At 45.9% G+C, this 13,556-nt stretch carries 11 protein-coding genes; 3 read left to right on the top strand and 8 right to left on the bottom strand.

What is annotated here, in order from left to right:
- Positions 1 to 79: 79 nt before the first annotated feature.
- Both QNM19_RS02995 and QNM19_RS02990 read left to right on the top strand, forming a co-directional pair.
- A complete protein-coding gene (locus QNM19_RS02995; RefSeq protein ID WP_049864560.1) occupies positions 80 to 637 on the top strand; it encodes a hypothetical protein in 558 nt (185 codons plus the stop codon).
- Between the two features lie 247 nt (positions 638 to 884).
- Positions 885 to 1,196, top strand: a complete 312-nt coding sequence (locus QNM19_RS02990; RefSeq protein ID WP_049864561.1) for a hypothetical protein — start codon at positions 885 to 887, stop codon at positions 1,194 to 1,196.
- A gap of 252 nt (positions 1,197 to 1,448) precedes the next feature.
- On the opposite strand, the gene QNM19_RS02985 is transcribed toward QNM19_RS02990, so the two are convergent.
- The 5 genes from QNM19_RS02985 to QNM19_RS02965 form a co-directional block, all read right to left on the bottom strand.
- On the bottom strand, positions 1,449 to 3,401 hold the full coding sequence (locus QNM19_RS02985) for a RecQ family ATP-dependent DNA helicase (RefSeq protein ID WP_049864562.1): 1,953 nt from the start codon (positions 3,399 to 3,401) through the stop codon (positions 1,449 to 1,451).
- Positions 3,402 to 3,825: 424 nt separating this feature from the next.
- Complete coding sequence (locus QNM19_RS02980) at positions 3,826 to 5,010, bottom strand: alpha/beta hydrolase-fold protein (RefSeq protein WP_284026300.1); 1,185 nt, start codon at positions 5,008 to 5,010, stop codon at positions 3,826 to 3,828.
- 491 nt (positions 5,011 to 5,501) lie between these two features.
- Positions 5,502 to 5,909 carry a hypothetical protein gene (locus QNM19_RS02975; RefSeq protein WP_049866323.1) on the bottom strand — a complete coding sequence of 136 codons (408 nt, stop codon included), beginning with the start codon at positions 5,907 to 5,909 and terminating at the stop codon, positions 5,502 to 5,504.
- Between the two features lie 774 nt (positions 5,910 to 6,683).
- Positions 6,684 to 7,016 (bottom strand): hypothetical protein, encoded by a 333-nt coding sequence (locus tag QNM19_RS02970; RefSeq protein ID WP_049866322.1) that lies wholly within the window; start codon positions 7,014 to 7,016, stop codon positions 6,684 to 6,686.
- Between the two features lie 379 nt (positions 7,017 to 7,395).
- The gene (locus QNM19_RS02965) at positions 7,396 to 8,016 is read right to left on the bottom strand and encodes a glutathione S-transferase family protein (RefSeq protein WP_284026299.1); all 621 of its coding nucleotides are present in this window, start codon (positions 8,014 to 8,016) and stop codon (positions 7,396 to 7,398) included.
- Positions 8,017 to 8,551: 535 nt separating this feature from the next.
- Here QNM19_RS02965 and QNM19_RS02960 point away from each other — a divergent pair.
- Positions 8,552 to 10,726, top strand: coding sequence for a phosphatidylinositol-specific phospholipase C domain-containing protein (locus QNM19_RS02960; protein WP_284026298.1), 2,175 nt, complete (start codon positions 8,552 to 8,554; stop codon positions 10,724 to 10,726).
- 64 nt (positions 10,727 to 10,790) lie between these two features.
- Here QNM19_RS02960 and QNM19_RS02955 read toward each other — a convergent pair whose 3' ends face one another.
- The 3 genes from QNM19_RS02955 to QNM19_RS02945 form a co-directional block, all read right to left on the bottom strand.
- Positions 10,791 to 11,108 (bottom strand): hypothetical protein, encoded by a 318-nt coding sequence (locus tag QNM19_RS02955; RefSeq protein WP_284026297.1) that lies wholly within the window; start codon positions 11,106 to 11,108, stop codon positions 10,791 to 10,793.
- A gap of 163 nt (positions 11,109 to 11,271) precedes the next feature.
- Positions 11,272 to 12,306, bottom strand: a complete 1,035-nt coding sequence (locus tag QNM19_RS02950; RefSeq protein WP_049863154.1) for a Kelch repeat-containing protein — start codon at positions 12,304 to 12,306, stop codon at positions 11,272 to 11,274.
- 212 nt (positions 12,307 to 12,518) lie between these two features.
- Positions 12,519 to 13,547 carry a methionine synthase gene (locus QNM19_RS02945; protein ID WP_049863153.1) on the bottom strand — a complete coding sequence of 343 codons (1,029 nt, stop codon included), beginning with the start codon at positions 13,545 to 13,547 and terminating at the stop codon, positions 12,519 to 12,521.
- Positions 13,548 to 13,556 lie beyond the last annotated feature (9 nt).

Raw genomic sequence — 13,556 nt, 5'->3', positions numbered from 1 at the left:
ATGACGCGACAGGTTATAATTTTTGATAGGTTCCCACAAAGGGGAGTCGAGTCTAGCTTAAATACAGGAAAGCACTATTTTGAAATACGTTCGAACACTTATTTGTTTCTTGCTAACAGCAATGTCGTCGGTAGCTATCGCATCAGAATCACCGGAAAAGCTTGTTGAAAGATACACTGATTACGTTGCATCTAATACCATATGGAAAGCCTGCAAACTATACAGAGATAAAGACCTTCATACTTTTAAAGAAGGACTCATGCCGGTATTTCTGGCTGAATCTAACTCAGGGAAGCAAGAAGCAAGAGTCCTTTACTTTGGCGAAAAGAGCTCCTTAGATAGTATTAATAAAATGTCGGAGATCCAGTTTTGTGAGAACGTATTACAAGTCAGTACTCAACTCGCTGCTTCCCCGGAATCATATGAAATGCTTAAGCTGGCAATTATCGGAAAAGTGATGGAAGGAGAGCATACTGCGCATGTAGTGGTGCGTTACTTTATTGAGCAAACCGATATTTCGTTCCAAAATGTTGAAGTGGAAACTGTATTTAAAGAAGGCAACACATGGAAAATGACAATGCCTGAAGCAATGGCTAGTATGGGTGAGCTTTTCCAAAAAGCTATGACTCAGTCGTAATAGCAACCACTTTGCCCGGATACCCGCTCCACATTTTGGTCACTCTCTCCTAAAGCTGAAACCAACCTGTTACGAGCTTGTAATCACAAACTAACAAAAATTATCCATAATGAGTCAGAAGTTTGTAAGCTTGCTCTGTGGCACGCAGTTACAAGCTGACATAAAAGCACAGTCATGCACGCTCGTCGCCAACGATACAAAGTACTTTGTATCGTTAGCGAAAATACTAAACACTAAAGGAAGGTCTATGAAAGCGTTATTAACAGCTCTACTTATTTTGTTCCCTGTATTGGCAAATGCGGCGGATATCAACTGCAAAGGCAAAGTCACTTGGGTGATGGATTATCCTCAACAATGTAGTGGCAACACTGCATTCAAGACAAGCGGCTCTAATGGGAAGTGGATTTGTCCGCCGTCGGACAAAAGTAACGCGATTGTTTTAGCTGCCCTCGCAGCGGATAAAAGCGTGGAAGTTTACATTGATGATAAAAATGGCTCCATTAGCTGTTCGACACTTCCTCACTATGTCAGCGCCAGATACGTAATCATTAACCCCTAAATTCTGAGTCAATACGCGGTGTCCGGGATGACAGTGGGGTTTGTGTGTTCAACTGCAACGGAAGCCACTGTATCGAATTTTGGTAGATCCCGGCTCGCAAGCGTCCGGGATGACAGAGATGGGCGCCAGCTTTAAAGGCACCAATTTTGAAAGAGAAGTTCGGCCGGATCAGCTTTGACTGCCAGGCCGGTGCTCATTCAAACACTGTCTCGCTTTGATTTTTATAATACCTAGTAAAGACGCACTAAGCCTTTACGCACTGTTCTGCTCAAAGCCTAATTGCTTTACTTTATTCAAAACCTGCTGATAGCGAATGTCTGCGCAGCTGCCAAACCCGGCGCGTTGTCTGAATTTGGAAGACGTTGCCAATGGCGAGGTCATGCCGGTTAGGAATCGGGTCAGTATTGCGGAGCTTGGCGTAACGCCAATTTGCATCAAATGCTGTTTTAACGCATTTAGGTCGCTTCGTAATGTGTCGTCCGACGGAAGCTCTGTCTGCTTAGACTGGGCTAATTGTGCAACCTGGCCTCGGCACGCTGAACAGTGTCCGCATTGTTGTGGCGCATTTTCATCGTCAAAATAACGCGCTAAGTTATAACTTAAACATGTGTTTAACTCAAAAAAGCGCAGCATGGCCCCAATACGTTTAACCTCGGCTTGCTCCTTATCTAAAAAGTAATCCGCAAGTTCTTTGGCCAAATCTGGCTCTGCCAACTTAATTTCATCAACCTGATACACCTGCATCATGCGCTTTGATTCAAGCTCGATATGCCCTTGCTCATGCAGGTAATCCAGTGCTGCTACAATTCGATTTCTGTCGTGTCCTTGTTGCACTAAGGCCTGAATATCAACGGTGCCCCACACCTTCTTAAATTGCGTATTGGCAATTATCTGCTGAATAAATTGCTGCCGGTTCGCATCGAACACATTTATGACTTCCTGCTCTGTGCGTAACCACTTGAATCTAAAGTCGGCGTAAAACGCGTACTTGGCCTCAATTACGCCTTTGAGTTCGAGCTGCACCAGCAAGGTTTTTAAAGCCAGCAATCGAATATTGCTGACTTTGGAGGCGCTGAGTTCCTGCATTTCCCATAAGCCCTGCTGTTGCTGCGATTGAATTTCATCAATCAGCGCCTGAATGCTGGCTTGCTCCGGAGTGTCGGCGTAAACAAAGTTCTCAAGCGTCGCAACACCATCTAAGTTAGCCAGGGTAATACATTCAGAAAATTGCCCGTCGCGCCCTGCGCGGCCTATCTCCTGGCTGTAATTCTCTATCGATTTTGGCAGGTCGTAGTGCACCACAAAGCGAATATCGGATTTGTCTATGCCCATACCAAAGGCAATCGTGGCAACAATCACTTGTTTGTGATTGTTCATAAAATCGGTTTGGATACTCTGACGAAGGCTGTCATCCAGCCCGGCATGATAGGCTGCGGCATTTACACCCGCCGCCTGCAATTGCTTAGCTACTTGCTCTGCCTGTTGTTGCAGCGTGACATACACAATACCTGCGCCAGCTTGTTGTTTTAAATAGCCAATCAATGCCTGCACTTTTTGCTCTTCCGGATAGGCATATACGCTTAAATCGAGGTTGGCACGATAAAAGCCCGTCTGCACGATATGCTCGGGTTTTATATCAAACCGGTTGGCCATGTCGCGCTTTACTTTTTTGGTCGCCGTGGCGGTAAGCAATAGCACCAATGGGATATTTAACTCATTACGATAGTCGGGTAACTTAAGATAATCGGGTCTGAAATTGTGACCCCACTCAGAGATACAGTGCGCTTCATCAACCACCAGCATAGAGACAGGCACTTGTTTGATGAATTCTCTGAAGCGCTCGTTCTTAAAACGCTCAACCGAGATCATCAGCACTTTAATACTGCCATTTCTGACATTTTGCATCACTGACTGACTTTGCTCCCGGGTCAACGTTGAATCTAAACTGGCCGCATTGATGTTTTTGCTATGTAAAAACTCCAGCTGATCTTTCATAAGCGCCAGCAAAGGCGAGATAACTAAGGTTAAATTGGGCAGCTGTAAGGCCGTCAGCTGATAACACAAGGACTTACCTGAACCGGTTGGGAAAATTGCGAGGCTAGAGTGGCCGTTGACCAGCTGGGTGACTGTTTGTTCCTGGCCAGGCCTGAATGCTGAAAAGCCAAAACGTTGCGATAAGGTTTGGTGGATCATCGATTCGTTCATGGTGCAAAATTCCGTGTTAACAACTGCCGTGTAAGATAACACAATACTGATTCCCAGTAATACCTAACCAGTTTGACGAGTCGCAGGCAATCGGATGGGGGTTGGTTGGGTTCGTGACTAGAAGGAACCACCGTATTGCAGGTTAATAGATCCCAGCTCGCACGCGTCCGGGATGACCGAGGGGTTGGTTGGGTTCGCGACCAGAAGGAGTTACGATATTGCAGGTTAATAGATCCCGGCTCGCAAGCGTCCGGGATGACTGAGAGTGGCTTTGCCTGGACATACTCTATAAACTCTCAGATAAATCGTGGTGCAGTTTCAACCAAAGCCCATACACGTGGTCTGGACTTTTCCAGCAAGGCAGGTAAGCAAAAATAGTACGGTCACATCAGTGGAAAAGCTCGACTTTAGAGTGCCGCTACTTTTAATTTAACTGCGCTTTGATTTGTTTAATTTTCTCTTTTGCATTGCTATTTTCCGGGTTCAATTGAGTCGATTTTTTATAGGCGTCTAGTGCTAACTTATATTCTTTTTCATACCAATATGCCTCGCCCAAGCTGTCCCATGCGTTATAAGACTCTGGATAATACTCAGTATTCAACTTAAAAAAGTCAATCGCGGCTGCACTGTTGGTCGGAAACTGGTTGTCATACAACCTGTTATAACCAAAAAAATTCACTAAGCCCTCTCTGGGCATGAGCTTTACACCTAATTTATCCGAAATACTTTCAAAATGCGCTTTTAACTCTGCCGCAGGTCTAAATCTGATAGCATCATCAATCATGAAGCCACTAAAAATACTTTTCAAACCTAGGTAAAAGCTCATTATTTGCATTGTATGGTGGTTTTGATCTGTACCAAAAACCTCCGAATGGACGTTTAAGCCTTTAACAGGCGATGTCTCCAGTTTGCGGATGAACTCAATAACATAGTTTTCTTTAGGATATAATGAAGGCACCCGGTCAGATGTCGATACAAACAGCTGGCGTTTGCTAAGTTCTTTTTTTGAAAATTCGCTATAACGCTTGAGCATTATTTGATTATCCCACCAAAGGCTTGGATCAATGGCTATATAGGCATTAAAAAACTCCGGTGTTTGGTACAGTGAATGGATCACCGTTAAACCTGTGAAGGAGTAGCCTGCCAAAACCCTGTAATCCGCGGTGTGATAATTCTGCTCTACGTGGGGTACTAATTCTGTTTGTAAGAACTTTAAAAAGTTATCCGCGCCTCCTGTCGTTTCCAGCGCCTTTGTCGCTGTCCCGCCCCATTGCACAAGTGAATTAGTAGGAGCGCTATCGCGGACACGATTCTGACTGACAATTCCAACCACTATCATTTCAGGAATTTGGGGGCTGGCATCGGCGCTCATTTGTTTTGCGATGCCAGAGAAAGTATGAAAAAAGCTATTTAAGTTTGCATCAGTGAAATACAGAACCGGGTATTTTTTATGGCTATTCTTTCTATAAGAACTAGGTAAAGATACCCAGTATTCTCTGTTTTCATTTAAAACCTTCGACTCTAATTGGTACTTTTTACCGATAACAATATCTTCAGCATAAGCACTCAGTGTAATTAGTGAGAAAAGAAAAAATAAGAGCTTTTTCATCGTTGCAAATCATTCCTGTGATGATGAGTTTGGGGTGTGGTACTAATACTGTATTCGCATCCATGGCAGTTTAAGCGCATTCTCAAAACAGAGGGAATAACACTCAAGAAATAACGAAAAGCTAACACCTAGTTGTTAACAGCTCAAGTCAAAACACGCCCAAAAAGCGAGCAATGAGTTTAACTGGGCTCGTATATATACAAAAAGAGGCTATGTATCGCAGGTTAATAGGTGCCGGCTCGCAAGCGTCCGGGATGGCGGTGGGGTTTGTATGTTCGGCTGAAGCGAGTGACCACTGCGCCGCACGTTGGAAGACTCCTGTTCACAGGCATCCAAAAGACAAAGGTGAATATCCAGACCCAAACCTAGACTAACCCCCTTTGTCTTTCCTCCATATGAGATGGTTTAAAACTGATAACCAATAGGGCAGATAGCTGCCCTATTACTTGTATGAACACCTTAGGGGTTATGAATATGCACTTTGTCAGTAATTAAGTTCCATCAAATGGACTCTTAAGATCTTCACCGGGAGGAATATTATCAATCACGCTTCTTTCCACGTCTTTTATGTACGCTGTGGAAAAGCCATAATCATGAAAAATGTTCCCGCTTGGGATAAATAACTTTTGTTGATTCGTTACAAGGTATGTCGCAGCTTCACCTTCTATTCTGAGCAAAGATGCCCCAGAAGTAAGTGCCTTCCCTTCAGGGATATTCTCCAAATTGGGATCATTTTGGATACCGCTGTTGTCGTCTCCCCACAGGTTTACATAGGTAGAACCATCTGGAATGAAGCGCTTGAATCCATTGATCACCACATAGGTTGCATTAGGATGGACGCTATCTTCGTTTCGCAGTCGTTTGCCATTAAATAAATTGTAGTTTACTGAATCAGACATAATTTACTCCTCTAGCTATCAAAATAAATCAAAACCCAGGTGAATTATGAACTCTAAAACCAGGCCTTCCATTACACCCCATTACATTTAATTTACTTTTACTCATAAAGTGTAGCTTTGCCTTTCAGAAGACAGCTCCCGAATTGCAAATGTTCGGAATAAACGCGGATTGGTTGGGTTCGAGGTGAGCAAAGCAAAATGACGCCTAGGCTGGTAGACCCCAGCTTGTATGCGTCCGGGATAACGGTGAGGTTTGTATGTTCGGCTGCACTACTTTTTTAAACCATCAGTGCTCTGCGCTATTTCCGCATGGTACTTTAACACTTTGCGAAACCACAGGCTCGTTGAGCAGGCTTCCTTCAAGCCAAAGCCTGCCGAGTAAAACATGGCGTACCAACATGCCTATTGAGCTTGTCCCTATGGACAAACAACCATTAATAGCCCACGGAGATCAGTGCATCCTCGCCTTGTATTGCGGCATTGGCAGCCACAATACAAGGCGAAACACAGCCGCTATACCAGCAGCCAGCTTACTTATTAGAATTAAGCGGGATATATAATGGAATTACAGCCCAGACCAAAGACAACTGCGCTGCATCAAAATGTGTTTTCCACCGGGTGCATTTGGTACCCATTTGAAAGACAAACAGTGTTGTATTTTAACGTAGAACATACCCGGAAAGTACAGGTGGAAATCCACACGGAATCTTCCTTGCAGTACCCTTCGTTATAAGTTTTGCATGGGCCTCAACGAAGTGGCACTCAGCCTTAACTTTATTTCGCCATTGTCAGCATTGATATGACACATCGTTTTTGTGAAGGAAAATAAAAGTCGTGCGCATTTAGGAACACCTTGACTGGTTTTCCCGTTGAGAATGCGGCAAGCGCAGCAGAAACAAGATGTGTATCACTTTTCCTTATTGCGGCAACACCTTTATGACAATCGCCTGACTCAAATCCGCCCTCAATTTGTAATTGGACGATATCTGGGTGGCTTGACATATTCGCCCCCGCAAAGGCAATCGAAGTGATTTTGCCCTCATTGACCGCAAAAACGCTGGATGAAAAAGCACTTACAAATAAGCCTAACAGTATTTTATTTTTCATTGTTTCCTCAGATATGGAATGGTCGAACAGACTGAGTTTTGACATGCATGCAATGCACGCTGTTCATTGTTTGATCAAGGCGCTGCCAGAAGGTTGTTTTATTGGAATAGCATGTGATGAAAAAGCTGTGCGCGTTTTCATTTCTAATAAAACGTATTTCTGTCAGCGTTCTCATTTACCTATATTAGAACCAATTTATTTCTAATATACAAGCACCTATGGCGCAATCTGGCGATTCATATCAGGAGTTTGTTGCGCTTTTGGTTAGCAGTTCCCGACTCACTCGCGTTCGGGATGACAGCTTTGCTCAAGCATCTGCCTTAAATTCTGGCTTGGAAGCATGTTCAAATTAACAAACCACAAAGGCGCTAAGCTGCCCCTATGGTTTTTTTAACGTGCAATGCTCGCGGTTATAGAGTCGATCCATATACTCATAAATGTTCGGAAAGTCACCCAGTAGCTTTTGCTCTTGTCCCCAGCAAAGAGTGTATGCAAGTACGATATCTGTGACCGAGAATTGATCGTCAACCAGATAGTCGTGCCGGGAAAAGTGATTTTCTAACGCTGCGGCCGCTTTTTTATACAACATGTTATTTTGTGGGACAATTTCCCGAACATGCTGCTCTGCTGGCAAAACAAAGTCCATTGAGTTGATCTCGGTGGACTGCACATAAGGTTCCAGCTCACTCAATGTAAAACAAACCCATTGGTTATGTAGATTTCTCGACCAGCTTGAAGGCTCTGCGATCAGCTTTTTATCAGGCACTAGGTCGGCTATCGCTGTGACAATGGCCGCTGACTCAAAAAGAGGCAGTCCATTGATTAGCACCGCGGGTAGTTTGCCCAATGGGTGAATATTTAACAGCTCCGTAGACTTAAATATCTCTACTCCGTTTTGCACAGACTCGAATGTTAACCCTGCCTCAAGCAACGCCCAGCGTACTCGGGCAGACCTTGTTGGGCCTAATTCAAACAATTTGATACTAATTTCTTCAACCATAATCGCTAGTTAGTTTTCTTTATCCAAAGTTGTAGTGATTCTGCTGCTTATTACTTACGACCTTAGCAGCAAGATACTTAATAGCATACCCATAATACAAACAATTGGCTAAGAGGTTGCTGCAAAGTGGTTTGTCAGGTATTTGACCACAAAGAGCCAGAGTATTACGGGTTAGTAGCTTCCGGCTCGCACGCGCCCGGGATGACTGAGGGGTGGGTTAAGCTCGAAAAAGCAGAAAAATACTGAGCGTCAATTAATAACGGCCGCGTGCTCATGCTTTCATTTCTATTACAGTTTATTGAAATACATTTCGTTTACTTTTTTCATAAAACCACCTGTGTGTCGAGATTCGAACTTTTTCTCAAAATAACAAGGGGCTGGCTACACGCACACCAACCCACTTTAGAGTTTAAACTCTTTTCTTCACACTTCTTGCACTTTTCACGCCTATATTTGCCGCGGTTGCTCGTACAGGGTGCGTAAACAGCGCCCTGGTTAAGGACCAGCATCAGACTAAAAGGAGAGGATTTTTACTATGAAACCAAGCAATACACTGGCGCTGCTGCTAGCAGGTGCGGTAGCGACATCTTGCGTATCATTCGCAGTGAGTGCCGCAATAGAGACCGATGATGAGAAAGTCACCCGACTGGACCTGCAAGGGCAAATAGATAACTTTGCACCATTTTCTAAAACTCTGTGGGCCGGGGCGCACAATGCCTATGCGTCACACGCCTGGAGCAAAGGCACTTACACCGACGTCAATCAATACTATTCACCCAAAAGCCTGCTTAAGCGCGGCATTCGGGTCATGGAGTTTGATATTTATCCGGAAGGCACCTTTGATTCAACCCCTATGTTGTGTCACAACTCGCTGGAAAATAAAGCCATTTGCTCCAGCTTTCACGCTAAGTTGTCAGAAGGGTTAGACGACATTAAAGACTTTCTGAAAGACAACCCGGACGAGGTCGTTTTACTGAAGATTGAATCATACAAGCATAACGACCATAAAAACTGGCACAACAAGATTGGCGAGCGCCTGGAAAAAGACATCGGCGATTATCTGCTTATGCCCTCTGACTGGGGCTATACCGATAAGAGCTGTGCATCATTGCCAGTGTCGCATCTCACTAAACGCGACATTCTGGCAGCGGGCAAGCAACTGGTTGCTGTAGTACAAACCCCCCGGGATCACAGCAATTTGTGCTCCTATCACAGTAGCGGCAGCTACTCCAAGTTCTGGAATACCGTGTTTATCGGCGTGGATGCCTTCGATGCCAATGGTAACCTGCAAAGCAATCAGCCATTTTGTCAAAACGGCAGCAATGAGTGCGTAAATGGCGACCAAACCGCGCATTACCTTGCCAACAATATGACAGTGATCATTGATGGCGCCACTCAGCTCAACCCGGATGGCCCGAGTTCAAGTAAAACCGGCAGCAATGTGATCAGTAAATGGGCTAACAAAGGCGCGCAAATTCTCGAACTGGCGCTGGTCGAGGCCAATAACACCAGTGCTGCCAGCGGCTATGGTGCCAATGAAGTCCAGATTGAGGACTTTATCTGGTCGTGGAAATCAAGTCGACCCAATGGCTCTGGCGACTGCGCCAGCCTCGAAAGCGATACTGCGATTGTTGACAAAGCCTGCTCCACTTATCAGTACCATGCTTGTGTGGATGAGAACCGCAACTGGCAGCTGACCACCAGCAAAGGCAGCTGGGATATGGGGTTTGCTAACTGTCAGAGTCTTGGTGGCAGCTTTCAGTTTGCGATGCCATTCAACGCCTATGAACATGTTCAGCTGCAAAACGCTATCGGCGACAGTTCAGAGCACCATTGGGTGAACTATTACAAGGCATTCGACTCTTTCTGGTTGTCGAACTCTGCTGAACATATTGACTGGCAGTACGTGAAAAACAACGCGGTGGGCTCGACCAATAAAGGCGACTCCTTCAACGATATTGCTTTGTTAAAGCGTAAAGCCCTGGTAGGCGGCACCTTTAACCTCAGCTCAGTACGGGTTCGCTCAAACAATCGGGTGGATGGATTTCAGGCTTGTTACGAGACCAAACAAAGCCTGTCGCATGCCAGTGTCGGCACGTCAGAGTTGTGTGTTACTTACGGTGGCAGCGGCGGTAGTTGGGGCAATAAACTAATCTTTGATAGCAGCAAAGGCGAGCATCTGAAGAGCCTGCAGATCTGTGAAGACAATGGCAAATATGGCTACGATACCGTGTACTACCTGAAGCTGACTTCCAGCAATGGCAATTCAGTTAAAGGGGGGACTGCCTCTGGCAGCTGTACAACCTACTCAGCCAGTGCCAGCCAGCAATTGTTTGCCTTTCATGGCACCGAGAATAAAGAGCTGAATTCACTGGGTGTTTACCGTATCGCCAGTTCACAGGTCAATGGCGGGCTCTATGCCACCGGCTGGCTTGACCGCGATGACCCGGCCAGTGGTGATAACGAGCTGTTTAGTTCACACCAGTCTGCAGGCAACATAGCAGCCAGTTGCAGCACCAGTGATGTTGCGGGTGTCATTGCACGGGTTAAAGGCAGTAAGCTGGACTCAAGCCTGAGCGGGCAAAACCTGGTCAACAACAGCTCTGGCTTTGCCTGCTGGAACTCCAGCAATGGCGGGAATAGCAGCTACACCACCTGTGAAGATTACGAAGTAAGATACTTCTTCACCAAGCCCAGCTGTTTGCCATAAGTTAGCATATGAACCACTGCACTCTATCTGCCATAGAGTGCAGTACCACAAAGCGCGATTGCAGCTAATCTATCTCTACATGAGTTACTTTGCAGCTACCGCCTGGAGTATCCTGAGAGTAAGCAACAACTGATAGTTTTAGTTCTGCTACCTTAGCGGTCATCACAAGTGAGTAGAAGTTTTCACATTCCTTTGAAGCGATTGGGCAATAGAGGTTACCCCACGCACAATCTGTTGAAAACGACTTATCAAAAGACATATAAAATACCTGACCAGCATGGCTACCCAGACGCTTGATATTCACCTGATGTTGCGTAAAGTGCTTAGTACTTGCTTGTGTACTTATACATATAAAAGACAGAACAATTAAAAAGTATTTCATTAAAAATCCATTTGTTGGTGGCTGTATTAAGAGACAGCCTGTCATTGTCCCTTTATTGTACACTAGCAAGTAACATGTATGAAATATAAACAATCTTTATATCTGATAAAACCCGGCTCTCGCTCAACAACTCAGTGCTATCTAATTTGATATCGCTATTTCGTTATGGGTCCACATTCGGTGTCAGCACTAGCGTCGACGACAAGGTTTCCTGCGGCCCAACTTTAGCCGCACCGCCGATGATATGGAGTTGCTCGTTTAACGAGACAGAGCCATGTCCGTGACGTGGCTGAGGCAAGTCAGGCAATGCCTGCCACTGGTTGGTCTGCGGATCGTACGCCCAAACAACATCAAAAGCTTTACCTGCCTGCCAGTTGTCTTTCGGACCAAACACTTCTCCGCCGGAAACAATGATTTTGCCATCCAGAACACTGGCCGACAAACCGCCGGAAGCCACCGGCAGCGGTGCAATAGGCGTCCAGGTTTCGGTTTTTGTATCATACACTTCAGCGTAGCTCAGGTTAGCCCCGTCCTGGCCTGATGTACGCCCACCAATGACATAGATCTTGTGGCCAATGACTGCACTGGCAGCGGAGTTTCTGACCAGGCTCGCTGATTTCAGCTTTCGCCAGTAAGAATTATTAATAAGCACATAGTGGGCGTCGGTGTCGACATTCTTACCTGTCTCTCTGGAGATCGTTTTACCACCAATCACATGAATATTTTTGCCAACATTAGCATACACAGATTCGGCCAGAGGAATAGGCAAGGACGGGCCGGTGCGCCAGGTCTGTAAATTACCATCCAGGCGAAATACAGAGTTTTGAATTTCCCAGGCGCTGCCTTTGGCACCCGTAAAGCCACCGATACCATAAATGAAGTGCCGATTACTGACCATACCAAGGTGGTGACGTGGCGCAGGTAAGGACGGTGCTTTTGTCCAGAACTCTTTTGCCGGGTTAAGTAAAAAGACGTCTGTGCTTGGACCCAGCCCCGAAAAGGACGGTGAATCAGAGGGGGTGAATCCGCCCCCAACAAAAATACGTTCATTAAATACAGCAGGATATACTTCTTGCAGCGCCATAGGTAAGTCCGGACCTGCAGTCCAGTTGTAGGCCTGACTTGGTGTGTTGCTCTGGGTGGCCTGAAGTGAACCCGATAGCAGCAGACATAGGATACTTGCTGATAAATGTCGCATTCTTGCTCCTTAAAACTCTGTGATCTGGTTATACGTTGTTGTAATAGCACAAGATCAGATATTGTGCCGTCATCTGACGTACTGTTACCGCAAAATATAACCAACATCAACAAAAAGCCGTTGTATGCACTGCTCAGTGAGTCCTAACCCAGCTTTATGTGACAGAGATAAAAGAGCAAGCAGACACACTCATCAGCATGTCTTGCTCAGGCTTACTTAGCCAGCTCCTGACGCACAATTTCAGCGCCGGCACTGAGTGCATTCAGTTTGCCCCGGGCAATGTCGCGGGCAAGCGGTGCCATACCACAGTTGGTGCAGGGGTAGAGCTTATCGGCATCCACGTATCTCAGCGCTTCTCTGAGTGTGGCTGCAACTTCCTCTGGTGTTTCTATGGTATCTGTTGCCACATCAATGGCCCCCACCATGACTTTTTTGCCTCGAACCAGGGATAATAACTCAACTGGCACCCGCGAGTTGTGGCACTCCAGTGAGATAATATCTATGTTCGACTTTTGCAGTTTAGGGAATACTTCCTCGTACTGGCGCCACTCTGAACCCAGCGTTTTTTTCCAGTCAGTGTTGGCTTTAATACCGTAGCCATAGCAAATATGTACTGCAGTTTCGCATTTAAGGCCTTCGATGGCACGCTCCAGACAGGCAATGCCCCAGTCATTGACTTCATCAAAGAAGACATTAAAGGCCGGTTCATCAAACTGAATAATATCAACACCCGCCGCTTCCAGCTCTTTGGCCTCCTGATTCAGCACCTTGGCGAATTCCCTGGCCAGCTTTTCGCGGCTCTTGTAGTGATCGTCATACAAGGTATCAACCATAGTCATCGGACCGGGCAGTGCCCACTTAATCGGCTGATTGGTCTGCTGGCGTAAAAATCGTGCATCCTCAACAAAGACCGGCTTTTGACGGCTGATCGGCCCAACCACAGTGGGTACACTGGCATCATAGCGGTCGCGAATTTTAACTGTTTTACGATTTTCAAAATCCACACCGTCCAGGTGCTCTATAAAGGTAGTCACAAAGTGCTGACGGGTTTGCTCTCCATCGCTGACGATATCAATGCCTGCCAGTTGCTGCTCCTGCAACGACACCCTTAGTGCATCTTGTTTGCCGTCAACGAGTGCCTGATCTTCAAGTTTCCAGGGGGACCACAACACCTCAGGCTGTGCCAGCCATGAGGGTTTAGGTAAACTGCCTGCGGTGGACGTCGGTAATAGTGTTTTCATCATATTTGC

Source organism: Pseudoalteromonas ardens, from assembly GCF_030125445.1.
Classification (GTDB): Bacteria; Pseudomonadota; Gammaproteobacteria; order Enterobacterales; family Alteromonadaceae; genus Pseudoalteromonas; species Pseudoalteromonas ardens.
This window is presented reverse-complemented; position numbering and strand designations above follow the sequence as displayed.

Coding starts and splice junctions, on each gene's coding strand:
- QNM19_RS02950 (WP_049863154.1), bottom strand. CDS start 12,306: ATGCGACATTTATCAGCAAGTATCCTATGTCTGCTGCTATCGGGTTCA.
- QNM19_RS02985 (WP_049864562.1), bottom strand. CDS start 3,401: ATGAACGAATCGATGATCCACCAAACCTTATCGCAACGTTTTGGCTTT.
- QNM19_RS02975 (WP_049866323.1), bottom strand. CDS start 5,909: ATGTCTGATTCAGTAAACTACAATTTATTTAATGGCAAACGACTGCGA.
- QNM19_RS02955 (WP_284026297.1), bottom strand. CDS start 11,108: ATGAAATACTTTTTAATTGTTCTGTCTTTTATATGTATAAGTACACAA.
- QNM19_RS02960 (WP_284026298.1), top strand. CDS start 8,552: ATGAAACCAAGCAATACACTGGCGCTGCTGCTAGCAGGTGCGGTAGCG.
- QNM19_RS02980 (WP_284026300.1), bottom strand. CDS start 5,010: ATGAAAAAGCTCTTATTTTTTCTTTTCTCACTAATTACACTGAGTGCT.
- QNM19_RS02990 (WP_049864561.1), top strand. CDS start 885: ATGAAAGCGTTATTAACAGCTCTACTTATTTTGTTCCCTGTATTGGCA.
- QNM19_RS02945 (WP_049863153.1), bottom strand. CDS start 13,547: ATGAAAACACTATTACCGACGTCCACCGCAGGCAGTTTACCTAAACCC.
- QNM19_RS02965 (WP_284026299.1), bottom strand. CDS start 8,016: ATGGTTGAAGAAATTAGTATCAAATTGTTTGAATTAGGCCCAACAAGG.
- QNM19_RS02970 (WP_049866322.1), bottom strand. CDS start 7,016: ATGAAAAATAAAATACTGTTAGGCTTATTTGTAAGTGCTTTTTCATCC.